25 protein-coding genes are annotated in these 26,309 nt (G+C 45.6%); 8 read left to right on the top strand and 17 right to left on the bottom strand.

Going from position 1 to position 26,309, the window contains the following annotated elements:
• Positions 1-18: 18 nt before the first annotated feature.
• Entirely contained in the window at positions 19-2,325 is a 2,307-nt protein-coding gene (gene fabD / locus OWN49_RS02040; protein ID WP_077722155.1) for an ACP S-malonyltransferase, read from the bottom strand.
• A gap of 447 nt (positions 2,326-2,772) precedes the next feature.
• A complete protein-coding gene (locus OWN49_RS02045) occupies positions 2,773-3,411 on the bottom strand; it encodes a YkyA family protein (RefSeq protein ID WP_077723151.1) in 639 nt (212 codons plus the stop codon).
• A gap of 246 nt (positions 3,412-3,657) precedes the next feature.
• Here OWN49_RS02045 and OWN49_RS02050 point away from each other — a divergent pair, with 246 nt between their 5' ends.
• A complete protein-coding gene (locus OWN49_RS02050; protein ID WP_032862645.1) occupies positions 3,658-3,834 on the top strand; it encodes a YjcZ family sporulation protein in 177 nt (58 codons plus the stop codon).
• 112 nt (positions 3,835-3,946) lie between these two features.
• Positions 3,947-4,501 carry a peptide deformylase gene (gene def, locus OWN49_RS02055; protein WP_071391889.1) on the top strand — a complete coding sequence of 185 codons (555 nt, stop codon included), beginning with the start codon at positions 3,947-3,949 and terminating at the stop codon, positions 4,499-4,501.
• Between the two features lie 35 nt (positions 4,502-4,536).
• Here def and OWN49_RS02060 read toward each other — a convergent pair whose 3' ends face one another.
• The gene (locus tag OWN49_RS02060) at positions 4,537-5,310 is read right to left on the bottom strand and encodes a Cof-type HAD-IIB family hydrolase (RefSeq protein ID WP_031378771.1); all 774 of its coding nucleotides are present in this window, start codon (positions 5,308-5,310) and stop codon (positions 4,537-4,539) included.
• Between the two features lie 354 nt (positions 5,311-5,664).
• Between OWN49_RS02060 and OWN49_RS02065 the strand changes: the two genes are divergently transcribed.
• Together OWN49_RS02065 and rnjA are read left to right on the top strand one after the other, a co-directional pair.
• Positions 5,665-5,874 (top strand): DNA-dependent RNA polymerase subunit epsilon, encoded by a 210-nt coding sequence (locus OWN49_RS02065; RefSeq protein WP_003154548.1) that lies wholly within the window; start codon positions 5,665-5,667, stop codon positions 5,872-5,874.
• Positions 5,875-5,879: 5 nt separating this feature from the next.
• Positions 5,880-7,547, top strand: a complete 1,668-nt coding sequence (rnjA, locus tag OWN49_RS02070; protein WP_007409649.1) for a ribonuclease J1 — start codon at positions 5,880-5,882, stop codon at positions 7,545-7,547.
• 31 nt (positions 7,548-7,578) lie between these two features.
• Here rnjA and ade read toward each other — a convergent pair whose 3' ends face one another.
• From ade to OWN49_RS02095, 5 genes are all read right to left on the bottom strand, one after another.
• Entirely contained in the window at positions 7,579-9,312 is a 1,734-nt protein-coding gene (gene ade / locus OWN49_RS02075) for an adenine deaminase (RefSeq protein ID WP_176283298.1), read from the bottom strand.
• A 148-nt stretch (positions 9,313-9,460) separates the two neighbouring features.
• The gene (gene ktrC, locus OWN49_RS02080) at positions 9,461-10,126 is read right to left on the bottom strand and encodes a Ktr system potassium transporter KtrC (RefSeq protein ID WP_003154554.1); all 666 of its coding nucleotides are present in this window, start codon (positions 10,124-10,126) and stop codon (positions 9,461-9,463) included.
• 40 nt (positions 10,127-10,166) lie between these two features.
• Positions 10,167-10,994 carry a gamma-glutamylcyclotransferase gene (locus OWN49_RS02085; protein ID WP_146283566.1) on the bottom strand — a complete coding sequence of 276 codons (828 nt, stop codon included), beginning with the start codon at positions 10,992-10,994 and terminating at the stop codon, positions 10,167-10,169.
• 1 nt (position 10,995) lies between these two features.
• On the bottom strand, positions 10,996-12,300 hold the full coding sequence (locus tag OWN49_RS02090; RefSeq protein ID WP_014304932.1) for an ATP-binding protein: 1,305 nt from the start codon (positions 12,298-12,300) through the stop codon (positions 10,996-10,998).
• Positions 12,301-12,472: 172 nt separating this feature from the next.
• Positions 12,473-12,757, bottom strand: coding sequence for an AbrB/MazE/SpoVT family DNA-binding domain-containing protein (locus OWN49_RS02095; RefSeq protein ID WP_024085249.1), 285 nt, complete (start codon positions 12,755-12,757; stop codon positions 12,473-12,475).
• Between the two features lie 269 nt (positions 12,758-13,026).
• Here OWN49_RS02095 and mreBH point away from each other — a divergent pair, with 269 nt between their 5' ends.
• The 3 genes from mreBH (at position 13,027) to OWN49_RS02110 (ending at position 15,573) form a co-directional block, all read left to right on the top strand.
• A complete protein-coding gene (gene mreBH, locus OWN49_RS02100) occupies positions 13,027-14,034 on the top strand; it encodes a cell shape-determining protein MreBH (protein WP_003154558.1) in 1,008 nt (335 codons plus the stop codon).
• Between the two features lie 71 nt (positions 14,035-14,105).
• Positions 14,106-14,240 carry a protein YkpC gene (locus OWN49_RS02105; RefSeq protein WP_003154559.1) on the top strand — a complete coding sequence of 45 codons (135 nt, stop codon included), beginning with the start codon at positions 14,106-14,108 and terminating at the stop codon, positions 14,238-14,240.
• A 100-nt stretch (positions 14,241-14,340) separates the two neighbouring features.
• Positions 14,341-15,573 (top strand): aminopeptidase, encoded by a 1,233-nt coding sequence (locus OWN49_RS02110; RefSeq protein ID WP_070081754.1) that lies wholly within the window; start codon positions 14,341-14,343, stop codon positions 15,571-15,573.
• 29 nt (positions 15,574-15,602) lie between these two features.
• Here the strand turns inward: OWN49_RS02110 and OWN49_RS02115 are convergent, their stop codons facing one another.
• Positions 15,603-16,511: a ketopantoate reductase family protein gene (locus tag OWN49_RS02115; RefSeq protein WP_077722151.1), complete on the bottom strand. Its 909-nt coding sequence runs from the start codon at positions 16,509-16,511 to the stop codon at positions 15,603-15,605.
• A 112-nt stretch (positions 16,512-16,623) separates the two neighbouring features.
• The gene (locus tag OWN49_RS02120) at positions 16,624-18,243 is read right to left on the bottom strand and encodes an ABC-F family ATP-binding cassette domain-containing protein (RefSeq protein WP_003154562.1); all 1,620 of its coding nucleotides are present in this window, start codon (positions 18,241-18,243) and stop codon (positions 16,624-16,626) included.
• A 162-nt stretch (positions 18,244-18,405) separates the two neighbouring features.
• On the opposite strand from OWN49_RS02120, the gene OWN49_RS02125 reads away from it, so the two are divergent.
• Positions 18,406-18,675 (top strand): hypothetical protein, encoded by a 270-nt coding sequence (locus OWN49_RS02125; protein ID WP_021493749.1) that lies wholly within the window; start codon positions 18,406-18,408, stop codon positions 18,673-18,675.
• A 37-nt stretch (positions 18,676-18,712) separates the two neighbouring features.
• On the opposite strand, the gene sipT is transcribed toward OWN49_RS02125, so the two are convergent.
• The 7 genes from sipT to OWN49_RS02160 form a co-directional block, all read right to left on the bottom strand.
• Positions 18,713-19,294: a signal peptidase I sipT gene (sipT, locus tag OWN49_RS02130; protein ID WP_003154568.1), complete on the bottom strand. Its 582-nt coding sequence runs from the start codon at positions 19,292-19,294 to the stop codon at positions 18,713-18,715.
• Between the two features lie 130 nt (positions 19,295-19,424).
• Entirely contained in the window at positions 19,425-21,329 is a 1,905-nt protein-coding gene (locus OWN49_RS02135; protein WP_077722150.1) for a PTS fructose transporter subunit IIABC, read from the bottom strand.
• A gap of 14 nt (positions 21,330-21,343) precedes the next feature.
• A complete protein-coding gene (gene pfkB / locus OWN49_RS02140; RefSeq protein ID WP_003154572.1) occupies positions 21,344-22,255 on the bottom strand; it encodes a 1-phosphofructokinase in 912 nt (303 codons plus the stop codon).
• Entirely contained in the window at positions 22,252-23,007 is a 756-nt protein-coding gene (locus OWN49_RS02145; protein ID WP_077722149.1) for a DeoR/GlpR family DNA-binding transcription regulator, read from the bottom strand. Before OWN49_RS02145 ends, pfkB begins: the two co-directional genes overlap by 4 nt.
• A gap of 281 nt (positions 23,008-23,288) precedes the next feature.
• On the bottom strand, positions 23,289-24,482 hold the full coding sequence (locus OWN49_RS02150) for an ABC transporter permease (RefSeq protein WP_071391893.1): 1,194 nt from the start codon (positions 24,480-24,482) through the stop codon (positions 23,289-23,291).
• Entirely contained in the window at positions 24,479-25,171 is a 693-nt protein-coding gene (locus OWN49_RS02155) for an ABC transporter ATP-binding protein (RefSeq protein ID WP_077722148.1), read from the bottom strand. The genes OWN49_RS02150 and OWN49_RS02155 overlap by 4 nt, the downstream gene beginning before the upstream one ends.
• Complete coding sequence (locus OWN49_RS02160) at positions 25,172-26,308, bottom strand: efflux RND transporter periplasmic adaptor subunit (protein ID WP_043867055.1); 1,137 nt, start codon at positions 26,306-26,308, stop codon at positions 25,172-25,174.
• Between the last annotated feature and the right edge of the window lies 1 nt (position 26,309).

Below are 26,309 nucleotides of genomic sequence, written 5' to 3' on the forward strand. Positions count from 1 at the left end.
CCTCCACCCGCCCCTTCTTTAGTGTAGAAATAACGTATCCAATCTGCGCCTTAGCAGACTTTCGGTCTCATTCATCATTTTTTCACCAATGTCATCGACATGTCTGTTTCTCCATGATTCCAAATCCGTGCCCTTTACCCAATGATTAAAAGCGCCTAAAGACGGGCCGCAATGAACTTGGAAATTCACCTTTTGTTCTTCCTGCCCTTCCAAAGCAAGCAGACATCCTCTCTGCAAATACCACTTAAATAGTAACAGCATCTTATATTTTTGATTGCGCTCAGCTTTTTGGGCCAGGTTCGGCTGTTTTTCTATTATGCTTTCGTAGATTTCATCAAAAGTCTTGTTAAAATAAACATTTTCGAGCTGAATTTTTGTCTTTTCATCTATCTCACTCAAAGACTCATATTGTTGGTAGATTTGAAATAATTTATTTGCCCTGACCGGAAACAGCGTGCCCTTTTTCAGCACCTGCACCTTTGTTCCGAACTCAAACAGAGTCTCCGAAGGCGCATAAGCAGTGTCGCATATTCCTGTCTCACTCAGCATTTCTTTAACAAAACCGCTTGTTTCGGCTTCAACTGTACATTGATTAATGGATCCCGTCATAATAAAATCAGCGCCCATTAAAAAAGCAGACGCCGCAGACTCGGGAGTTCCGATTCCTCCCGCGGCCCCGACTCTGATCTTCCTTGCGTATTTGTGTGTTTCCATCATTTCATCCCGCAGGTTAACAAAAAACGGCAGCATCGCCGTCAATGAGCCCTGTTCGGTATTACTGCCGCAATCTGCTTCAATAATGATATCGTCTGCTGCCGGAACACGGCTGAGCCACTCCGCCTGCTCTTCCGTCAGCATACCCTGCTGACACATTCTCTTTACGATACTTTGAGGAGGCGGACTCAGAAATGCGGCCGCAACTTCCGGCCGTGAAACTTTGGCAATGATCCGATTATGAGGTATGACCCTGCCGCTTTTGTCCATCTTCAACTGATGCGCTTTGTAATAAATTAATGGCGCGCTGACGGAAAGATACGAAGACGCTTCTATTACCCGTACGTCATGCTTGATATATAAATCTATCAATTCCTTTTCTCTATCTTGATGATCCGGCTCAAATCGCAGATTCATTCCGTAGGGCTGGCCACTTTTGAGTGTCTTCTTAATAGTAATAAGAGCCTGTTCAATTTCCCTTATAGTTAAACCCGCTGTGCCAAAGAACCCCAGCATTCCTTTCTTCCCGAGGCGGATCAGCATTTCAGCGGAAGAGATCCCTCTATGCATCGCACCTGCCAAATACGCGTATGTCAAACCGTAATCTTCTTTGAAAGATTGATCACCCAATTGGGACACCGGTGAAGCCGCACTGCTTTCTATATTTTCGGCCAAGAGGCCCTTCTCTTTCCCGCTTTCCGAATTGTCCTTGTTCCCTTCAGAAAACAAGAGACTGTCTTCCGGCGCACTAATATTAAGCGGTTCCTCATCTCTTTGTATGGTTTGAATTAATTTAGTCAGAATGTTTCCGGGACCGATCTCTTCAAACACAGTGACGCCTTGTCCCATTAAGTACCTGATGCTTTCAGTCCATTTCACCGAGTTTGTTATTTGTTCAATTAAATTCCGTTTGATATCTTCTTGTTTATAAGGTCTTGCCGTATAGTTAGAGATGACCGGGAAATTCAATTCAGAAAAATGAAACTCCTCGATAAATTCCGCAAATTCACGCTGTGCACTTTCCATAAAACGAGAATGAAAAGCTCCGCCGACTTGCAATACGATATAAGCTTTCGCCCCTTCTTTTTCAAAAAAAGAGGCTGCCCGCTTTATCTCTTCTGCAGCCCCTGCTATCACAATTTGTGAAGATGTATTGTAATTGGCGATATCTATTTGGCCGAATTCATACTTTTGAAGTATTTTTTTTATGTGATGCTCATCCAGTCCGATCACGGCAGCCATTCCGCCCTCGGAAGCCTCACTCATTAACTCGCCTCTTTTAGCAACCAGCCGGAGACCTGTTTCAAAATTAAAAACGCCGGCCGCAAAAAGCGCAGTATATTCACCCAGACTATGTCCTGCAACAGCATCAGGGCGTGTATGACCTTCTTTTAAACCCTTTAAATATTGCAGTGCGCTCACTGTATAAATTGCAGGTTGTGTATACTTCGTATCAGTGAGCCTCTCTTTTTCATCTGTAAGGCATAAATCCTTTATGGAGTATCCTAAAATATGATCTGCCTTTTTAATGAGCTCACTGAATTCATCGAATAAGTCTCTGCCCATTCCTTTAAACTGCGCTCCCTGTCCGGGAAAGACGTAAGCAAGCATTTGTTTTCCTCCTTGTTCCGTATTTCTGCCGTTTCTTTTCGTTCCGATTGTTATTTGATTAACATTTTTCACTTCAATTTTAAAATTGTCATTTACTTAATAAGCAATACGAAGCAAAATAAAAAAACCTTTATGCCGGATAAAGGTTTAAAAGCAAAAAGCATGTGCAAATATCATATTGCCGCAAATATAAATAGATAGAATTTTCTGATAATTAAAACCACATTTTCATTCCGTTTTTTATATATCAATATAATAAAAACATTCCAACGTGCCGAAACAACGATTGGTTTTATGTGAATATTTCCCTAAATAAATACTATACCATGATTTACATGTTGTCAATGGGAAACACACGTATATACCAATTCTTCAGCCGCCATTTTACAGGCGGCTGAACTCGGTTGTTATCAGTTCATCAGCCCATGCCGATATGCCTTCACTATACTATTCGCGGAATAATAGTTCTTTCTCTTTGTTGTAGTCTTTAGTAAATTGATTGAACTCCTCTGCTTGTTTATGCACCTTTTCGTAAACTGAGTTTACTTTGCTGATCTGCTCTTCCAGCTGCGCTAATGTGAGCTTTTTATCTTTAATCAGTTTATAAAGGTCCTTATCAAGTGAAATGGCTTTTTCGTACTTTTTGTACAAAAGATCATAAGATGCATATCTTTTCTCCATTAAAGCGACAGCATGCCCGGCTTTTTCTTTTACTTTCTTATCCTTTATTTCTTGAGAAGTTTTTTTTGCGGATTCAAATGCTTTTTTTGAATCATCAATACTGTCTTTTTCTGCTTTCAGATGTTTTTTTCGCTGATTTGCATTGCTCAGAGCCTGATCAGACAGTGTGACGATTTTCTTGTAATCATCCATATTCAGTTTAACCGCGCTGTCGTAAAGCTTGTGCTCTTTTTTCTCCAATTTTTCCAATGTTTTCTGCTCTTTTTGAAACGGTTTTTCCGCTTGAACGGCTTTTTCCATCGAGTCATGAAGCGATTCAACCGGATCTTTTCCCCCGCAGCCCGCAAGCAGCATACTTGCGGCGCCGAGCGCTCCGATTCCTGCTAATACCTTTTTTTGAATCATATTCACTTAAAATCCCCCAATCTTGACAATTTCCACTATAGAAGCCCGAACGCTTTTTGACAATAGCTGAGCTGTAATTGGCATGACCGGGTAAAAAGACGCTTACGGTGCTGTCAAAGAATACTGGCGTAAAAAATTGAGAAAACAGGGCGGATGACCATACATCTTTTTGGCTTTTACATAGTTTATAGTAGACGCCGGCCCTGCTGACAAAGGGTCAGCGTAATTAAAAGAGGAGGTTTTTTTATGTACGGATATGGATTTGGCGGCGGATTTGGCGGCGGTTGCTGCGGCGGCGGATACGGTTATGGCGGTTACGGTTATGGCTGCGGCGGCGGATATGGCCGCACATTCGCATTAATCGTCGTATTGTTTATCTTATTAATCATCGTCGGTGCCGCTTATTTAGGCTGCGGCTGCTGACCTTATACACCATGAAAATCGGCCGGCCTGCTATGGCCGGCCAATTGTTTCGTTGCGCCGCGATAAAGAAATTCGCTATAATTTACATATTAAGCTTTAGGAGTGAAGTTTCTTGATTACTATGGAAAATATTGTACGCGACGGACATCCCGCGCTCAGAGAGATCGCTGAAGAGGTTCAGCTTCCCGCTTCTGACGAAGAAAAACAGCATCTTGCTGATATGATTGAGTTTGTGAAAAACAGCCAAAATCCTGAATTAGCCGAGAAATACAACCTTCGTCCGGGCGTCGGTCTTGCCGCTCCGCAAACAGACGTAAAAAAACGGATGATCGCCGTCCATGCAGAAGATGCGAAAGGCACTTTATACAGCTATGCTCTTTTTAACCCTAAAATCGTCAGCCACTCAGTGGAAAAAAGCTACTTGACGAGCGGAGAAGGCTGCCTGTCGGTAGACGAACCCATTCCCGGCTATGTGCCGCGCTACGCCCGCATCCGCGTGAAGGCGGTGACGCTTGAAGGAGAACAGATTGACATCCGCCTCAAAGGTTTTCCGGCCATCGTGTTTCAGCACGAAATCGATCATCTGAACGGCGTGATGTTTTACGACCATATCGATAAAGAAGATCCGTTCAAAGAACCTGAAAACGCCATTGCCATTGACCGTTAAAAAAAAACCGGCACTTCCCAAAGTGCCGGTTTTCTTTATTTCAAAAGGCCCAGTTCTTTGACGGCCCAGCTGATTCCCTCTTCATCCACCGGCTTTGTGACGAAATCGGCGGCAGCTTTTAATTCCGGAACCGCATTTCCCATCGCCACCCCGGTGCCGACAAAACGGATCATCTCAAGGTCATTTAGTCCGTCGCCGAATGCATAAGTATCACTTACGCCGTACGGAAGCCGCTCAAGCACTCTTTTAATGCCTTCCGCTTTTGAACCGCCTTTCGGAAGCACATCCGTGGACAATTCATGCCAGCGGACGTAATCAAACTCCGGAAAAGCGGCATATGCTTTTTCTTCATGTCCGCGGCAGAATAAAAGCAGCTGATAAATTTCTTTTCCTTTATAAAATGTTTCATCAACTTCGGGATAAGGCGCTTTCAGACTGCCGATTCCTTCCGAGACGTGCGGATGTCCGGGGACGGTCGTTTTCATCGTGTCTTCCGCCATAAATACGACGGGGTGCTCCCCTTCTGCCGCCTGCTTTAATAAACGCGCAACCGCATCTTCAGGAAGAGGATTTTTATAAATGACCTCACCTTCAAATACGACATACTGGCCGTTGTATGAAATAAATGATTCAATCTCAAGCTCTTCCAGAATCGGTTTTACCATAAACGGGGACCTTCCGCTGGCGATAAAAACGTGATGGCCAGCCTCTTTAAGTGCCGTCACGGCGTTTCTTGCGCTATCGGGAATATGTTTATCATGGTCATAGATCGTGCCGTCAATATCAAAAAAGATCAGTTTTGGTTTCATGTCAATTTCTCCTTTTTCCCGTTTATCAGTCGTGTCTTTTTCAATATCATCATACAGAAAGTTTTTCTTCCGGAAAACCGCCTTGATCAAATTCCAGTTTTACCCACGAAAACAAATTCATTTTTTCCGCATACTACTGCTATAAAGGGCTTTAAAGGAGGTATACGATGCTGCGCCGATTACGGAAGAAACTCAGAAGACAGTGGGGCGGAATGCTCCGGAAAAAAGTCATCGCGTAGAAGGGATCTTTCGGTTTTTGAAAGTCCCTTTTTTGCTCGAGACTTTCCTTATAATCCGTTTTCGAATATAATAGAATAAGCGAGTCTAACATACGGCATTTAAGGAGAGATTTGGATGATTTATAAGGTATTTTATCAAGAGAAGGCTGACGAAGTACCTGTTCGGGAAAAAACAGATTCACTTTACATTGAGGGCGTTTCAGAACGGGACGTCAGAACGAAACTGAAAGATCAGAAATACAACATTGAATTTGTTCAGCCTGTGGACGGTGCTTTTTTAGAATATGAGAAGCAGAGCGAAAATTTTAAAGTATTGGAGTTATGAGCGGAATGAAATTTGTAAAAAATGACCAGACTGCCGTTTTCGCCCTCGGCGGATTGGGCGAGATCGGGAAAAATACGTACGGGGTGCAGTTTCAGGATGAAATTGTACTGATTGATGCGGGAATCAAGTTCCCGGAAGATGAACTTCTCGGCATTGATTACGTAATCCCCGATTACACGTATTTAGTAAAAAATGAAGATAAAATTAAAGGTCTGTTTATCACCCACGGTCATGAAGACCATATCGGCGGTATTCCGTACCTGCTCAGACAAGTAAATATTCCCGTTTACGGCGGTAAACTCGCGATCGGCTTACTTCGGAATAAACTTGAAGAGCACGGGCTGTTAAGACAGACCAAATTAAACATCATCGGTGAAGACGACATCGTGAAGTTCCGCAAGACGTCTGTATCCTTCTTCAGAACGACACACAGCATTCCGGATTCATACGGAATCGTCGTCAAAACACCGCCGGGCAATATCGTACATACCGGGGACTTTAAGTTCGATTTCACACCGGTAGGCGAACCGGCCAACTTGACAAAGATGGCTGAAATCGGGAAAGAAGGCGTTTTGTGCCTGCTTTCTGACAGTACAAACAGTGAGGTGCCTGATTTCACCATGTCAGAACGCCGCGTAGGCGAAAGCATTCACGATATTTTCCGAAAAGTGGACGGCAGAATTATATTTGCGACATTCGCTTCGAATATACACCGTCTTCAGCAGGTGATTGAAGCAGCCGTTTTAAACGGCAGAAAAGTTGCCGTATTCGGACGCAGTATGGAATCGGCTATTGAAATCGGACAAAATCTCGGTTACATTACCTGTCCTAAAAATACGTTTATTGAGCATAACGAAATCAATCGTTTGCCTGCCAATAAGGTAACGATTTTATGTACGGGGAGCCAAGGTGAACCGATGGCGGCGTTATCACGCATCGCTAACGGGACGCACCGGCAGATTTCCATTAATCCCGGAGATACAGTCGTCTTTTCTTCCTCTCCGATACCCGGAAACACAATCAGCGTAAGCCGCACCATCAACCAGCTGTACCGTGCGGGCGCAGAAGTCATTCACGGTTCATTGAATGACATTCATACATCCGGACACGGCGGACAGGAAGAGCAGAAATTAATGCTCCGCCTGATCAAACCGAAGTTCTTTATGCCGATTCACGGTGAGTACAGAATGCAGAAAATGCACGTCAAACTCGCGACTGATTGCGGCATACCTGAAGAAAACTGCTTTATCATGGATAATGGCGAAGTGCTGGCCCTCAAAGGCGAAGAAGCCGCTGTGGCAGGCAAAATTCCGTCCGGCTCCGTTTACATTGACGGAAGCGGAATCGGTGATATCGGCAATATCGTGCTCCGCGACCGCCGCATTCTTTCAGAAGAAGGCCTTGTTATCGTTGTTGTCAGCATCAATATGGACGACTTTAAGGTTTCGGCGGGACCTGATTTAATCTCAAGAGGTTTTGTATACATGAGAGAATCCGGTGATTTGATCAATGACGCGCAGCAGCTCATTTCGAACCATCTGGAGAAAGTAATGGATCGGAAAACAACGCAGTGGTCCGAAATTAAAAACGAAATTACCGATACGCTTGCTCCGTTCCTATACGAAAAAACAAAACGCCGCCCGATGATCCTTCCGATCATTATGGAGGTCTAAAAAAACTGCACTCATTACGAGTGCAGTTTTTTTATTGCAGCGGAATATGCTGAAAGGCTTTGACATCAAACAGACCGGCCGCCGTCATTTTAATATCCGGAATCACCGGAAGGGCTAAAAACGATAAGGTGAGAAACGGATTGAAATCACCGGTGAATCCGAGCAGAGGAAGCTTTTCATGAAGCACGCCCAAGCTGTCATTGACCCATTCCGCCGACTTATCAGACAAAAGCCCGGCGATCGGAAGCGGAACGGAGTGAAGCAATTCTCCGTTTTTCACGGCTGTTAATCCGCCCCCGGTGTCACGGAGCCTGTTGATTGCTTTTGCCAAATCGGCATCGTTTGTACCGACGGCGATGATATTATGGGAATCGTGAGAAATGGTTGTGGCGATGGCGCCTTCTTTTAACCCGAACCCTTGTACAATCCCGAGTCCTATCATTTTTTCGCCGCTGTGCCGCTCTGCGACGGCGATTTTTAATAAATCATTATCTGTATCAGAACGAAACGCGTCAGCAGACGGTGCAGGCACTTCTTTTTTTCTCGTCTCCAAATGATTCGGTATCATTTCGATTACTTTCATTTTCCTGCCCTCTTGAATCGGTATATGAAAATCAGATTCAGTCAGCGGCGATTTCAGCCGCACTGTATCCAACAGTGCCTGGTCCGGCGAATAGGAACCGGCAGACTGTTCATCAACTGTTCGTCCGTTCTCGGCAACGGTACGGCCGGCGACCATGGTCTTCGTGACGGCAGCCTCCCGTACATCTGAAATGAACAGCAGATCTGCGTCAAAACCCGGCGCTACCGCCCCTTTTGTTTCAAGGCCGTAGCACTCAGCCGCATTTAAGCTGGCGAGCTGATACGCAAGGAATGGATCAAGTCCCGCCTTTATCGCCATTTTGACTTGGTGGTTCACACTTCCTTCTGAAAGCAGATCATCTACATGCTTATCATCCGTACAAAAGAAAAAGCGGCGCGCGTTTTTTTCATTCACCGCCGGCAGCACATTGAGCGTATTTTTGGCCACCGATCCTTCGCGCAGCATGACGTACATTCCCCGTCTGATTCTGTCCAGCGCTTCTTCTTTTGTCGTCACTTCATGATCATTTGACACCATTGCGGTTCTGTATATATTGATGATATCTGAAGACAGTCCGGCTAAATGCCCGTCGATCCGTTTTCCGTGACGCTTGGCATCAAGCAGTTTCTGAAGCATATCCTCTTCACCTTCCGCAACAGACACATAATCCATTACTTCCGCAAGCCCGAGCACCTCTTTCTCCTGATAAAAAGGCTTTAAATCCTCGGCTTTTAATACAGCTCCTGAGCGTTCAAAGCTAGCGGCGGGAACACAGGAAGGAAGCATGAAACGGATGTTCAGCGGCGCCTTTTTCGCCTGCTCTATCATAAATGAAATGCCTTTTGCTCCGGAAACATTCGCAATTTCGTGAGGATCAGTAATGACAGTCGTCACTCCGTGAGGGAGGACGGCTTTAGCAAATTCAATCGGAGTAACCATAGAGGACTCGATATGAACATGTCCGTCAATAAAGCCCGGAACGATCATTTGACCTTCTGCATCAATGACTTCTTCCCCTTCATATTCGCCCAGCCCGACGATCACTCCGCCCGTAATGGCGATATCTGCAGAAATCCATTCCTGGTTAAATACATCCATGATTTTTCCGTTTTTAATGACGGTATCGGCTTTTTGTCTGCCGGCTGATGCATTCAGCCGTTCAGCCAGTGTTTCTTTGTTCAAAATGAGGCCTCCTCTTTTTCTTTATATGGTACAATATGCTATCGGATCGCCTGATCATAGTCAATAAAAATTGCAGAATATACCGCTTACACAATAAATGTCTTTCTATTCTGACATAATAAAAGACCGTCCTTTTACGGACGGCTTTTCACTTTGTATGAAGCACTCTTTTTTCAAATCGGGAAATGTCCGTAAGAGAGCCGATAACGATGAGAATATCTTCTTTTTGAATCATTTCAGTCGCCAGCGGAGATACGATCACTTCTTTTTCTCTCTTGATGGCCACGATATTAATGCCGTACTTCGCCCGGATGTCCAGATCAAGCAGTGTGTTGCCCGCAAGCCTGCTGTTGGCCACGATCTCCACAATGCTGTGTTCGTCGGACAGCTCCAAATAATCAAGCACATTATTTGATACGATGTTGTGGGCGATGCGTTTTGCCATGTCACGTTCAGGGTGGACGATGTGATCGGCCCCGATTTTCGCAAGCACTTTCTCATGATAATCGTTCTGCGCTTTAACCGTGATCGTGTTCACGCCGAGTTCCTTTAAGATCAGCGTCGTTAAAATGCTCGCCTGTATATTTTCGCCGATTGCCACAATGACGTGGTCAAAGTTGCGCAGCCCCAAGTTTTTCAGCACCGATTCATCGGTTGAATCGCCGATGACCGCGTGTGATGCGATTTTGGCGTATTCATTTACTTTATCTTCATCAATATCCATCGCCATGACCTCAAGGCCTTCTTCACTTAATGCTTTGCAAATACTTCCGCCGAAGCGTCCGAGACCGATAACGGCAAACTCTTTTCTCATAACAGTACTCCTTTAAACAATATCTCTAATAGGAATAGTATCACATTTTCGGCAATGAGTTCATATAGCGTTTAAGCTTCTCTGAAAAGGCGGGTGATAAATACAGGTCCGCTCCGCGTTCGATTTCTTCCTGATAGTGACCCGGAGGCGCAATTTCCTCAGCTTTATCAAGAACCAGAAACGTCAGGACGCCTCTGTATACACGGCCGCCGGCACACACTTCTATGAACGCGGGACGGTATGTGTGATTATCAACACCTTCTCTTTTGTACAGATAGGTTGCCGCTTCAAACGGGAGCTTGTACAGCACGCCTTCAGTTCGTCCCCCGTCTTCAACAAGATCGGCTCTGGAACCGTCAGGACGCCTTAACGTGAATCTCGTCGAATACCCTTCAACAACCGCCCCTCCGACCGGCTCGGCAAAGAAGTGGTCGACCCCCGCCTGTTTAAACCGGGCATTGTCCATACAGGAGCCGTAAGCGAAATAATAAACCGGACTGTCATCCTCCCGTTTCATAAAACGGTATTCTTTCCAGTCTCCGCTTTTGATACGGCTGAATGAGGCACACTGGCCGGGCTTTACGACATATGCGAAGGCGGTTTTATTCCCGGCATCCGTCGTCACGGCAACCTCTTTCCGGTCAAAATCAGCATAATACATATCCAGCTTACGGATCATCTGATGATCTGTTTCATACAATTCCCCGTACACAAAAGCTGTTTCTGCTAAAGACGCCGCAGGCTGACCTTTATCCGTTTCGTACAGCACACCGTTTATCGCGGCCTGCTCGCACACACACGGAGCGCTTTTCAGCAGTTCATGGTTTTCTTCACGCTTCCGTAACAAACCGTATACAAAAAGAAGCAAGTTATTTTTCCTCCTTTTGGACAGCAGCCGCTTCTAACGGCAGAATCACCTGAAACGTACTGCCTTCTCCATTTTTGCTCTTAATGTTAAGTTTACCATTATGCTCCTTCAGAATTCGTAAACAAATCGGAAGCCCGAGACCCGTTCCCTGATCTTTTGTTGAGAAAAACGGTTTGCCGATGTTTTCAAGCTTTTCTTTCGACATGCCGTTTCCTTCATCCTGTATGCTGATCACCGCGTATTCTTCATCCCGTTCTGTATAAATATGAATATTCCCGCCGTCAGGCATCGCTTCAATCGCATTTTTAATAATATTGATAAATACCTGTTTCAGCTGGTTTTCGTCACCGTTGACCATACAGGACTCAGTCTGCCTGAAATCCTTCTCAATCACAGTGTTCGACAGCACCGCGTTCGTGTCAAGAAGCGTCGCCACCTGCCTTAAAATATGGTTGAGATGATGAGCGGTAAACGTCACGGTCTGCGGCTTGGCGAGCAGAAGCAGCTCCCCCAGCACGAGATCAATCCTTTTAATCTCCGAAAAAATAATATCGAAATAATCCGTTCTTTCCGGATACTGGGCTTTCATCAGCTGGAGAAAGCCGCTGACTGACGTTAAAGGATTTCTTACTTCATGGGCGATTCCTGCCGCAAGCTCTCCGGCAATGGCCAGCTTTTGAGATTGCATGGCAAGGCGTTCGTTCGTTTCCAGAAGCTCGTCGACCGCTTTTTTCCGTTCACTGATATCAGACATCGTCCCCAGGCTCCCGACAAATTTCTGTCTGCGGTCATAATACAGCTTATAATGGACTTCCCCCCAAAAAATCGTGCCGTCTCTTTTAATATATTTGGCCGTAAACATTCCTGACGGGGACTGCTGCTTGATTTGGGAGATAATATAATCAATGATATGTTTTTCTTTTATAAAATAATCATTATACATCGTGCCCATACATTCGCTGATGGAGTGGCCCGTAATCGTCGTCCAGGCCTGATTCAAATATGTAATATTCCCTTGTGAATCCGTCTGAAAAACGATTTCCTGCAAATTGTCCATGATCCGGTTTTTCTCATCTGAAAGCGCCTTTGCTTTCTGCTCGCTGTCCTTCAGCTCCGCCAGCAGCTGCTTTTTATTGTCCACATAATAAGCCAGCAGCCAGACGCTGATTAATGTGACGGCGGTAAAGGTGATGTCAACGGGCCAGTTAATCGGATTCCGTTCAATCATATAAAATAAATAATCCCAAAACATAATAAAAATCATTGCCAAGATTAAGGAAATGATACGCGCTTGATATTTTCCCATAGTCCCACCTGCCGCTAGCATTTCTACATATATTGTAACATTGTTGACTGCATTATTGACTAAAAAATGATAACTATTCCCAATTAATTGAGCAGGTTCGCTTACTTTTCCCGTGAGTTTTTGCACAAGTTCATAATAAAAGGACGGAATGATGCCCCGCCCTTTTTGCTGATTATGATCTATCTTTTAACGCTTCCTCGATTTCCTCAAGCAGCATTTTCGCTCCTTCAGGACTTAAAATAATTTTGCCGTTGCCGTACTCCTGATTTTCGGAGGTAATTTCCCCGGTCATTAAGCAAATGCCGTGCGGCTTGTATTTTTTTAAGACAATTTTGTCTCCGTCAACGAAAAATTCAATACTATCTTTAATAGCGATATCCAATGCTCTTCTCAATTCAATCGGCATGACAATACGCCCGAGTTCGTCTACTTTTCTTACTACACCAATTGATTTCATAGAAATCCCCTACTTCCTTTAATGTCTCTTCTTTATGTCCAAGGAAAATCCTTCATAAACGTAGACGAAAGGAACGGAGCAAAAGTTTCTCAGCATCCGGAAATGAATGTTTTTTACAGAAAAAAAGCCTTTTGAAATACGGGATACAGACTTTCCCTCCTTTTTTACAAAAACATTTCATTCCCGGCGGAAACCCCCAAAAATCGTGGTTTTTCTCAGAAACTTTAAATGTAGAATCAATTAAATCAGGATAGGGATTGGGTGAAAACATGTTTCAATCAACTGAGATCGGAATCGACTTAGGAACCGCTAATATACTTGTTTACAGTAAAAATAAAGGTATTATTTTAAACGAGCCTTCCGTTGTCGCTGTAGATACAACAACGAAAGCGGTGCTTGCCATCGGAACGGATGCCAAAAGCATGATCGGAAAGACGCCGGGGAAAATCGTCGCCGTACGGCCGATGAAAGACGGTGTCATTGCTGATTATGATATGACAACTGACTTATTAAAACACATTATGAAAAAAGCCGGAAAAAAAATCGGAATGACCTTCCGCAAACCGAATGTCGTCGTCTGCACGCCTTCAGGCTCAACAGCCGTTGAACGCCGCGCCATCAGTGACGCTGTCAAAAACTGCGGAGCGAAAAACGTTCACTTGATTGAAGAACCCGTAGCCGCTGCAATCGGGGCCGACCTCCCTGTTGACGAGCCGGTCGCAAACGTCGTCGTAGATATCGGCGGCGGTACGACTGAAGTCGCCATCATCTCATTCGGTGGCGTCGTATCCTGCCATTCGATCAGAATCGGCGGCGACCAGCTTGATGAAGATATCGCCTCGTTCGTCAGAAAAAAATACAACCTGCTGATCGGGGAACGTACGGCAGAACAAGTGAAAATGGAAATCGGATTTGCATTGATCGAACATGTGCCGGAAACGATGGAAATCCGCGGGCGTGACCTTGTAACCGGTCTGCCGAAGACAATCAGACTGCAGTCTAATGAAATTCAGCACGCGATGCGTGAGTCGCTCCTGCATATTCTTGAAGCGATCAGAGCGACGCTTGAAGATTGTCCGCCGGAGCTCAGCGGTGATATCGTTGACCGCGGCGTCGTGTTAACCGGCGGAGGCTCCCTTTTAAACGGGATGAAAGAATGGCTGACAGATGAAATCGTCGTTCCCGTTCATTTGGCGGCAAATCCGCTTGAATCAGTGGCTATCGGCACTGGGCGTTCATTAGACGTCATCGACAAGCTGCAAAAAGCGATTAAATAATAAGATTGTGCTTCTTTTTTCTCCGGCCGGCTCATATTGTGAGAACTGGAGAAACATTAAGGAGGAAGCATATGCTTAGAGATGTGGGAAGACGCGTAGCAGTAGCCGTCATTTTAAGCGGAATTATTTTGGGGGGTATGAGCATTTCACTGGCCAATATGCCCCATTCTCCGGCCGGCGGCGCCGTAAAACTGAATCACCCGTAAAGACGCAGCAAAAGCTGTGTCTTTTTCGTTTGTGCTCCTTTCTTTCCTTTATGAGGCGTTATTTGATATGATGAGAAAAACCGATGAGGAGGAATGAACGATGAGTTCGTTTACTGAAAAGTTAAATACATATGCTCAGCTGGCGGTAGAAGTCGGCGTCAATGTCCAAAGAGGACAGCATGTCGTAATCAATGCCTCAACTGATGTCCGGGAACTTGTCAGACTGCTTGCCAAACATTCTTATGAAAAAGGCGCAAAAAACGTCACCGTAAATTGGCAGGACGATGAACTGTCCAGATTAAAATACGAGATGGCACCTTTTGAAGCGTTTGAAGAGTATCCTGAATGGGAAGCAAAAGGAAAAGAAGAGCTCGCGAAAAAAGGGGCTGCGTTTATTTCTGTCGTCTCATCCGACCCCGACCTGTTAAAAGGCACTGACGGCAAACGGATTGCAGCGTTCCAAAAAGCCGCCGGAAAAGCATTGCATACATACAGACAATATATTCAATCAGATAAGGTCAGCTGGACGGTGATCGGAGCTGCTTCAACAGGCTGGGCGAAAAAAGTGTTCCCGGATCAGCCGGAAGAAACAGCCGTTCAGCTTTTATGGGAAGAAATTTTCAAAACGACCCGCGTAAATGAAGAAAACCCTGTGGAAGCATGGAAAAAACATGATCAAAATCTTCATGAAAAAGTGGAACACCTGAACAAAAAACATTACAGCGCCCTGCATTATCAGGCTGAAGGAACAGACTTAACCATTGAACTGCCGAAAAAACATGTATGGGCAGGCGCGGGAAGCGTGAATGAAAGCGGTCACGAATTCATGGCCAACATGCCGACAGAAGAGGTTTTCACCCTTCCGCAGCGTGACGGGGTGAACGGCACGGTTTCCAGCACGAAACCGCTGAGCTACGGCGGCAACATTATTGATAACTTCACTCTTACCTTTGAAAACGGCCGCATTGTCGATGTGAAAGCTGAAAAAGGCGAGGAGATTTTAAAAGGCATCGTCGAAACCGATGAAGGCTCACACTATCTCGGTGAAGTGGCCTTAGTGCCTTACGATTCACCGATTTCACAATCAAATATTTTATTTTACAACACACTGTACGATGAAAACGCCTCTAACCACTTGGCGATCGGCAGTGCGTATGCCTTTAATATTGAGGGCGGCAAACAAATGACACGGGAAGAGCTTGTTAAAGAGGGCTTAAATGAAAGCATTACACACGTAGATTTTATGGTCGGTTCCAAAGACATGAATATCGACGGTATTACCGCGGACGGGAAAAGAGAACCGATCTTCAGAAACGGAAACTGGGCATTTTAATAAAAAAAGGAGGCGATCAGGCCTCCTTTTTATTTCGCTTCATACATTTGCAAGTTGGCGCAGACGGTTTCCAAAACAGGTGTATCAATTGACAAGCCTTTCGCTTTCTCAAGCAAAAAGCCGTGTAAATGATCACCTTCCGTCACCCTGCCCTTTTCCATATCTCTCAGCATCGACGATTTCATATGGTAAGACATGCTTGTCAATGTGCGATAACTCTCTTCTTCCAGACCAGGATCTTTCGGGATGCCGGCAGCCTTGAAAATGGCTCCGATTTCGGCAAAGAGGCGCTTTGCCGTGCTGCGGCCGCCTGCTGTTTCTAAAATCGGTCCGACCGGCTGTTGAAACAGAGTGGTCACGCCCGCCTGCGCGGCAATAAACATATATTTTTTCCAAATGTCCTTTTCAATCTCCCGGCTGATGATGACATCCGCTTTCACACCTGCAAATGCGTTTTCCAGCTCATTTATACGTTCCGTGCGTTCCCCGTTCCATTCACCGAAAACAAAGCGGTGGGCAGCGCTCGTATGAAGAATGTCCCCTTTGTCGTTAAGGGCGCTCTCAATAAAGCAGAGGCCGCCCAGCACCTGCCGTTTTGAAAAAGCTTCAAACAGCTGGTTATAGTGCCTGTATCCGTTTAAAAAAGGAATAATGACCGACGAAGGTTTGACAAACGGTTTGACATCCCCAATGACGTCCTGCAAAGAATACGCTTTTGATGCGATGATAACGGCGTCAAACTCTCCATCTTCGCCCGCCATGATTATTTTCGGCTTGATTGAAACATCACCATTTGCACTTTTGACGGTCAATCCCGTCTCTTTTAATTGTTCCGCCCGCTTCTGACGGACGAGAAACGTAACGTCATTTCCCTTTTCTGCAAGACGTGCGCCAATATATCCGCCCACTCCCCCAGCTCCGACAACTAAAAACTTCATGATGCATTCCTCCGTCTCTTTTCAATTTATGTATTCCTTTATTGTAACGGGAAGTCAGAAGATTGAAAACTTTTTTCATAAATAAAAAAGCAGAGTCTCCCCTGCTTCTTTATTACGCGTATAGCTCTTCAAGCTTTTTCTGCACATCCGCGTTTTCAAGAAATTCGTCATAAGACATTTGTTTGTCAACAATGCCTTTAGGCGTTAATTCAATGATGCGGTTGGCAATTGTCTGTACAAACTGATGGTCATGAGATGAAAACAGCATAGCGCCTTTAAAGCTGATTAAGCCGTTGTTAAGCGCCGTAATGGATTCCAAATCTAAGTGGTTTGTCGGTTCATCCAGAATTAAGATATTCGCGCCGGAAAGCATCGCTTTTGAAAGCATGCAGCGCACTTTTTCTCCTCCGGAAAGGACGTTTGATTTTTTGTTGACTTCTTCTCCTGAGAACAGCATGCGTCCTAAGAAACCGCGCAGAAAGCTTTCGCTTTGGTCATGCGGCGAGTATTGGCGGAGCCAGTCGACAAGGTTCGCATCGCTGCCGTCAAAATATTCGCTGTTGTCTTTAGGGAAGTACGCCTGAGAAGTGGTCACGCCCCATTTAAATGTGCCGCTGTCTGCTTCCATTTCCCCGGAAATGATTTTAAACAATGTCGTAACGGCAAGTTCGTTGCGGCCCGTAAATGCAATTTTGTCTTCTCTGTTCATAATAAAGCTGACGTTATCAAGCACCTTAACCCCGTCAATCGTTTTTGTTAAGCCTTCAACCCGCAGCACGTCATTTCCGATCTCGCGTTCCGGCGTGAAATTGACATAAGGATAACGGCGTGATGACGGTTTGATATCATCAAGCGTGATTTTATCAAGGAGTTTCTTTCTTGATGTCGCCTGCTTTGATTTAGAGGCGTTGGCGCTGAATCTGGCCACGAACTCCTGAAGCTGTTTAATCTGCTCTTCTTTTTTCTTGTTGGCTTCCTGAGAAAGCTTTAAAGCAAGCTGGCTTGATTCATACCAGAAATCATAGTTGCCGACGTACACTTGAATTTTATTAAAATCAAGATCGGCGATGTGCGTGCACACTTTATTTAAAAAGTGACGGTCATGGGATACGACGATGACTGTGTTCTCAAAGTTGATTAAAAACTCTTCCAGCCACTGAATCGCTTTCAGATCCAAGTGGTTGGTCGGTTCATCAAGCAGCAGAACGTCCGGCTTGCCGAACAGCGCCTGTGCCAAAAGCACTTTCACCTTTTCTGAACCGCCTAAGTCGGCCATTTTCTTCGTATGCAGGTCTTCAGAGATGCCCAGCCCCTTTAACAAAATAGCGGCTTCACTTTCAGCTTCCCATCCGTTTAATTCCGCAAACTCTCCTTCAAGTTCAGCGGCGCGGATGCCGTCTTCATCTGAAAAATCAGGCTTCATATAAATCGCGTCTTTTTCCTGCATGACTTCGTATAAACGTTTATGTCCCATAATGACGACTTTCAGCACTTCACAGTCTTCATATTCAAAGTGGTTCTGCTTCAGAATGGCAAGACGTTCGCCCGGACTCATATGGACATCGCCGGTCTGCGGCTCCAGCTCACCGGATAAAATTTTCAAAAATGTTGATTTTCCGGCACCGTTTGCGCCTATTAATCCGTAGCAGTTGCCCGGCGTAAATTTAATATTAACATCTTCAAATAACTTGCGATCCGCAAAACGCAAGCTCACATTATTTACAGCAATCATTTAGAATCCTCCATCGTGTCTATCATCATTAAAAGTATACCATGAATAAAGGGGAAGAGAAATGTTTCCCTGCGAATATACGGGTTTGAAAAGATGCAGGCGTCAAACCCGGAGCGCTGTGATACAATAGATATATATACATATTCATCACGGAGGAACAAGTTGAAGCTTTTAACACTCACAGAATACTGTCTTATGATTTTCTTCACCGGGGTTTTTCTGGCCGTCACAGGCTTTACGGCACGTGACATCGGCTTGTATGTCGGAATCGCCCTCATTTATACGTTTTCGCATCTCTTTTCAAAACGGATGCTTGAAAAACGCGGCAAAGAGAAGAAGCAGGTGAATCTTTTTTTCAGCGTTCTGGCCATTGTCGGATCAGTGCTGGCCACGGTATTGTTCATCGCCGTCGCGGCCTCGTTTGCCAAATAAAAAACGCCTGCTGTCCGAATCGGGCAGCGCGGCGTTTTTATTTTGTCTGACGCATATCATGAAACGGGAAGAACACAAACTTCGAGGTGCCGACGATCCGGTTTTCGGCTATTAAGCCGAGGCCATTCCGGCTGTCCATTGAATTCAGCCGATTGTCGCCCATGACGAAGTATTTGCCTTTCGGAACCTTTACGGGGCCGAAATCTCCCGTCAGGTTGACTCCCAGTTTTTTCGCTTCTTTTTTATTGCTCGCGAGGTACGGTTCTGCGATTTTTTTGCCGTTTATATAAAGCGTGTCATTTTTCATTTCCACCGTTTCTCCAGGTTTTCCGATGAGCCGCTTTACATAATGGACTTTCGACGTATCGCCGTTAATAATGACGATGTCCCCCCGCTCGATTTCTCCGATATAATTGACGCTTTTGTTGACAAACAGTCTTTCACCGTCATGTAATGTCGGGTACATTGATGATCCTTCCACTAAGTACGGTTCAAACAGGAAATGGCGGATTAACAGCGCAAGTGCAACCGCTATAATGATGGCCTTTCCCCATTCCCAATACGTGTTGGATTTTCTTTTTACCGATTTTTCAGAAGTAGGTTTTTGTTCTTCAGTCAACGTGGTTCCTCCTAGACGATCACTGTTTCGGTTCATGTACCATCTTTACTTTATCACAACTCATCACAAAATACATAACGCTTCTATGCGCATATGATTGAAAAAAGCGCCCGTAAAGGACGCTTTTCGCTTATTTCTCTACTACCGGTTTTTTGATGATTCCCAAGATAACCGCCGTTACAATCGCTCCGATCACGATGCTCATTAAGTAAAGCAGCGGATGGTTCGTAATGAATGCAACGAATATTCCTCCGTGCGGTGCAGGAAGCGTTACCCGGAAAAACTCTGTCAGTCCGCCCGCTACCGCAGAACCGACAACGGCTGCAGGGATGACGCGAAGCGGATCAGCCGCTGCAAACGGGATGGCGCCTTCTGTAACGAAAGCTGCTCCCATGAAGTAGCACGTAATACCGGCTTCACGGTCACGTTTAGAGAATTTGTGTTTAAAGAATGTTGTCGCCAGTGCGATTCCAAGCGGCGGAGCCATTCCGCCCGCCATGATGGCCGCATGCGGCGCATAGTTTCCGGCATCGATCATCGCGATACCGAAAGTGAACGCCGCTTTATTGAGCGGGCCGCCCATGTCGATAGCCATCATACCGCCTAAAATAATCCCCATTAAGACAAGGTTTCCAGTTCCAAGGCTTTCAAGCCAATTTGTTAAGAAATTCATAAACGCTGCTACAGGTGTGTTAATGACAAACTGCATCAGGACACCGGTGATAAAAATACCGAGCAGCGGATAAATCAATACAGGTTTTAATCCATCAAGAGTCTGAGGGATAAAGACAAACAGCTTTTTCAAAAGGACTACGACATAACCGGCTAAGAATCCGGCAATCAGTCCGCCCAAGAATCCGGCATTCGCCTGCGTAGCCATAAATCCGCCGACCATACCCGGCGCAAATCCCGGACGGTCCGCAATACTCATTGCGATGAATCCGGCAAGAACTGCAACAATCAGTTTTAGCGCATTATCGCCGCCGATAAAGTTCAGCGCTGCAGCAAACGTGTTGTATGTCGGGTCTTTCGGATCAGCTGAATGAATTCCCCAGAAGAATGAAATCGCAACGAGAATTCCGCCGCCGACGACAAATGGCAGCATGTTGCTGACACCGCTCATTAAGTGTTTATAGAAAGTACTTCCGATGCTTGTGCCTGATTTCTGTTTCGGGCCGTCTTCATTTGAAGCGGAAGATCCTCCGCCGCTGCCCTCGTAAATCGGCGCATCTTGGTTAACTGCTTTTTCAATCAGTTCCTGTGGACGTCTGATACCGGCCGTCACAGGCACTTGAAGAACATGTTTGCCTTTAAAGCGCTCCATTTCAACCTGTTTATCAGCCGCCACGATAATCGCAGGCGCGTCTTCAATTTCTTGAGCCGTCAGCTTATGTTTAATACCGCTTGAGCCGTTTGTCTCGACTTTAATGTCAACGCCGAGCTCTTTCGCTTTTTCTTTCAGTGCGTCAGCTGCCATGAACGTATGAGCGATACCTGTCGGGCATGCCGTAACCGCAAGGATTTTCCCTTTTCCTGACGGCGCTGCCTGTTCTTCCTGCTCTTCTTCTTCCTCATCGTCATCTTTGTCATGCTGATTGATGATGTCAATGATCGCATCTTCTGATTCAGCTTCAAGAAGCTGTTTGCGGATTTCCTCACGCATAAGAAGCGTTGAAAGTCTTGATAATGCTTCAAGATGCGTATTGTTCGCTCCTTCGGTTGCCGCAATCATAAAGACCAAGTGTGCCGGCTGACCGTCTAATGATTCATAATCCACACCATCTTTAGAACGGCCGAATGCGATGGCCGGGTTAATGACGCTCGCCGTCTTCGCGTGAGGAATGGCAATACCTTCGCCGATTCCCGTCGAGCTTTGGCTTTCACGATTTAAAATGGCTGCTTTGTAAGCCTCTCTGTCATTTAATCTGCCGGCTTTGTCAAGCACTGTCACCATTTCATCGATAACGTTTTCTTTCTCTTTGCTTTCTATATTGAGATGAATTGTATCTCTTGTTAACAGCTCAGTTATCTTCACTTTTCTTTCCTCCTCTATAGACGTGTGACTTTAACTTCAGGAAGAAGCTGCTGTACAAACTCTTCAGTTCCGAGTTCTTCAGAAAATGCCGTCGCGCTTCCGGAAGCAACTCCTAAACGGAACGCATCTTCCAAAGGCAGCTGTTTTGAAATTCCCGCAAGGAATCCCGCGACGACGGAATCACCCGCGCCTACCGAATTGACAAGCTTTCCTTTAGGAACATTGGCGAGGAAAACCGCCTCTTTCGTAAATAAAAGCGCACCGTCGCCAGCCATCGAAACAATCGCGTGTTCAGCGCCTTGTTCAATTAATTTTTTACCGTAAGGAACGGCAGCTTCGGCTGAATCAATGACCGTATTGAACATTTCCCCAAGCTCATGATGATTCGGCTTCATCAAAAACGGTTTCATTTCTGTCGCTTTCATCAGCGCTTCACCGGAGATGTCCACCACTACCCGGGCATTCTGCTTTCTGCATGCCTCAGCAATTTTTTCATACGTGTTATGCGGCAGGGAAGAAGGGATGCTTCCCGCTAAAACGACGATGTCTCCCTCTTCCAGAGCGGAGAACTGTTCTAAAAAGGCATTGAACACTTCGTCTGAAATCGTCGGGCCCTGTCCGTTAATTTCCGTTTCATCGCCCGTTTTCAGTTTTACATTTATACGCGTGTCTTCATCCACCTCAGAAAAAGCCGTTTCCAGACCTTCCTGCTGCAAAAATGACGTGATATAATTTCCGGTAAATCCGCCGACAAACCCCAATGCTTTTGACGGCACATGGTGTCTTTTCAGTAATCTCGAAACGTTGATGCCTTTTCCGCCGGGATACTTCGTGTCATAGCTTGAACGGTTTAAACCGCCTACGGCAAAATCTTCAACGTGAACGATATAGTCAACAGACGGATTGAGGGTTACAGTGTAAATCATGGTTTCACTACCTTTACGACAGTTTTTTCTTGGTAATTATCGAATGCATGTTCTTCAGCTTCAGTGGTAATGATAGCTGCATCGCCCAAGGCGGCGAACGCTGCGAAAGAAATCTCGCCGAATTTAGAAGGATCGGCTAAAACATACGCATTTTTCGCCTGTCTCACAGCCTTTGTCTTCAGAAGAGCCTCATCCGGATCGGGTGTTGTAAAGCCGGCTTCAATGTGCACGCCGTTCACCCCGAGAAAGCTTTTGTCAAAACGGTACTGGCTGACCGCCGTTAATGAGGCGCCGCCGATCATCGCACCTGTTCTATGCTTCACATATCCTCCGAGAAGATAAAAAGGAATCCCTTTCCTTATTAAAGCGTCGATATGCATAACCCCGTTTGTGACAACCACAATGTCCTTTGTATGATCTATAAAATCAATCATGTGCAATGTAGTTGTTCCCGCATCAAGGTAAATACAGTCACCTTCTTCTAATAAAGATGCCGCTTCTTCAGCGATCTTCAGTTTATCCTGAAGGTTTTTGGAGGATTTTTCAAGCATATCGGGTTCTTGCCTGCTGTTGGAAAGTTTAGACGCCCCGCCGTGAACGCGCTTTAAAAACCCGCGCTCTTCAAGTGTTGATAAATCTCTTCTGATCGTTGATTCAGAAGCATTTGTCATGCTTATCAGCTCTTGAATCTTCACCACATCTCGCTTTTCAATCTGATCCATAATCAGCTGATACCTTTCAGGAGTGAGCATATTCCGCCTCCTTTGAAAACGTATTCATTTCGGCTGCAAGATAATTGTAAACGCTTTTTTTACTTCAAGCAACTAAAATCACTCAAATTCATTCAATAACTATCAAAATCTTTCACATTTGTTCATATTAACGTATGTACATAGGGTTTGTAAACTGTAAATTCGACAAAAAGGGGGACAATTGTATGACATTTTCTTTTTATCATAAATGAAAAAAGTCTATTATATTCATTCAATCATTAAAACACAAAAAACCCCATGCAGACTGCATGGGGCGCCGGTTATTCATACCGTAACGCTTCAATCGGATCTAAGCGTGATGCTTTGTTGGCGGGCAGCATGCCGAAAATGACACCGATCAGCATACTGAACAGCACGCCGATACAAACCACCTGCCAGGAAACGAGCGACGGCCAGCCTGCGATAAGGGAAACGAGTGTTGCTCCCCCGTAGCCGAGACCGATTCCGATTAAGCCGCCGATTAATGTAAGCACAACAGATTCAATTAAGAATTGTGTCAGAATCTGTCCTCTCGTGGCACCGAGCGATTTGCGGATGCCGATTTCTCTTGTCCGTTCCGTCACTGATACGAGCATAATATTCATGACCCCGATCCCGCCGACAACGAGAGAAATACCGGCGATCGAACCGATGATCGTCGTCATAACGGTCGTGACCTGACCGATTCCCGCCGCGATTTCTTCCATATTCATGACTTGATAGGCCTCTTTTGTACCGTGATTGTCATTTAAGAGACGGGCCGCTTCTTTTCCTGTTGTTTTGATCTGATCAGCGGACTCCGTCTGAACGGAAACGTTGCTGTAGTCGTTAGTACCGAAAGACGTTTTCAGCATGTTGAACGGCACATACATTTCACTGAGTCCTAACGATAAAAAGCCGCTCTCTTCTTTCAGTACGCCGATTACTTCTACGGGCTGTCCGCCGGCCCAGACGATTTTTCCGAGCGGAGACGTTTTCCCGAACAGCTTTTCAGCCATTTTTTTCGAGATGATTCCCGCTCTTTTCCCGGAAAGAAAATCATTGTCCGTAAATGTCCGTCCATCTTGAACGTCCAGCTTTTTTACGTCCAAGTAGCCGCTGTTAATGCCGTTCAGCGTAATATCCGTGTCTTCTTCATGGTAACGGGCCGTCATGGATTTTACCGCGGAAGCGACAACCTGCTTTACGCCGTCCACTCCTTTTAATCCATTAATATCTTCTTCTGTAAAACTCGCTTGCTGTAAGGCGTTCGGATTGGCTGTTAATTCTTCATCACTCGGCAGGTAAAACAATTCAATCGTATTGCCCGGCCCGCTGATGGATTGCTTCAGCATTTGCTCTCCGCCCTGGCCGACAGCCACAACAACGATTACTGAACCGACGCCGATAATGATTCCGAGCATTGTCAGAATCGATCTCAGCTTGTGAGCTCTTACGGAACTGAGGGCCATCCGGAGATTTTCTGACAGGCTCATTCCCCCACTCTCCTCTGCTCAGAATCGCGGGAAACGATCATGCCGTCACGGACGAAAATCACTCTGTTTGTACAGTCCGCCACTTCAGGCTCATGAGTGACAAGCACCACGGTCACGCCCTCTGCATTAAGCTCTGTGAACTGCTCCATAATGGAAATGCTTGTTTTCGTATCCAGCGCGCCGGTCGGTTCATCAGCTAAAATGAGCTTCGGTTCGTTCACGATAGCTCTTGCAATCGCGACACGCTGCTTCTGGCCGCCGGACAGCTCATTCGGCATGTGACGCATCCGATCCGCCAAACCGACTTTTTCCAGCGCGTGCTCAGCCCGTTCCTCACGCTCTTTTTTGCCGATACCGGCATAGATCATGGGGAGTTCGACATTTTTTCTTGCATTCAATCGCGGCAGCAGCTGAAACTGCTGAAAGACAAATCCGATTGATTTGTTCCGGACCGCCGCAAGCTCTTTTTCGGTGCATGAAGAAACATCTTCGCCCGCAAGCCTGTAACTGCCGGACGTCGGTCTGTCCAGACAGCCGATGATATTCATAATCGTAGATTTTCCCGATCCCGACGGTCCCATAATTGACGCATATTCTCCTTCTTCAATCGTCAGGTCGATTGAACGGAGAACATCAAACGTCTCCTTGCCGATCTGATAGCTTTTTTTCACCTTTGAAAGCTGAATCATCTATGCTTTCACATCCGTTCCGTCAGTCAAACCGTCAGCCGGATTCAGAATGACTTTATCATCCTTTGAAAGCCCCTCTTTTATCTCCGTAAGCTGATTTGCGGTATCGCCGACTTTAACTTTCACGCGTTTGGCCTTCCCGTCTTTTACCGTAAAGACCCAGTGCTCATCTCCGTCTTTTTTGACTGCGGAGGACGGCAGCGTGTCAGCTTTCCGTTTGTCGGTTTCAATGTTCATAATTAATTTAAATCCCGGCTTGCCTTCCGGAAGGTTTCCGATCAGCTTAACCTGAAACGGATACTGGACGGCTTGTTCCGTGCTTTCCCCCGAAGCAGCGCTTGACTTTTGATCCGGAACGAGGCCGACAGCCGCCACTCTCCCTTTCCACGTTTTGCCGGGGATGGCGTCTGAGGTGATTGTAACGCTTTGGCCCTTTTTCACTTTCAGCGTGTCGTATTCGGACAAATTGCCGGCAACGACCAGGTGTTCCGGGTCTCCTATATGTATAACCGGTTCTTGAATATCCGATTTTTTAGAAGCCGCTTCTTGATTTACCGAGATAACCGTCCCGTCCATCTCACTCTTAACATTGAGATTCGACACTTGATTTTCAAGAGACTGCTTTTGCAAATCAGATTGCTTTAATTCGATTTCCGCCGTTTTTTGCTGAAGCTGCAGATCAGTCCGTTCGGATTCAATTTGTTTTTTGGCTTCCGCTTCTCCCACTTGTTTTGCCAGATCTTGTTCCTTGCTGTTTAATGCTCTGAGTTTTTCTTCAACTTGTTCGATTTGCATCCGTTTTGATTGTTCTGTCAACTCATTTTGTTCTTTATCAAGGTTGAGCTGCTCATTTGTATAAGTGACTAACGACGACCCTTTTTTTACTTTGTCGCCTTCTTTTACTTTCACTTTATCAAGAGTTCCTTTATCTGCTTCATAAAAAACATACTGTTCTTTAGAGAATTTAAGTGTTCCCGGAACCATAACCGTAGATGAGATTTCTCTGTTTTCCATGGTTCCGGTTTCGATTTTTTTTCCGGCGCTGCCGCCCGCGGGAGCGGCAGACTTATAAATATTGATACCGATGAATACTGCAACAATTACGGCGATGCCGATTCCGATCCAAATTTTTTTCATG

The sequence above is a fragment of the Bacillus sp. NEAU-242-2 genome, assembly GCF_027853835.1.
GTDB lineage: Bacteria > Bacillota > Bacilli > Bacillales > Bacillaceae > Bacillus > Bacillus velezensis.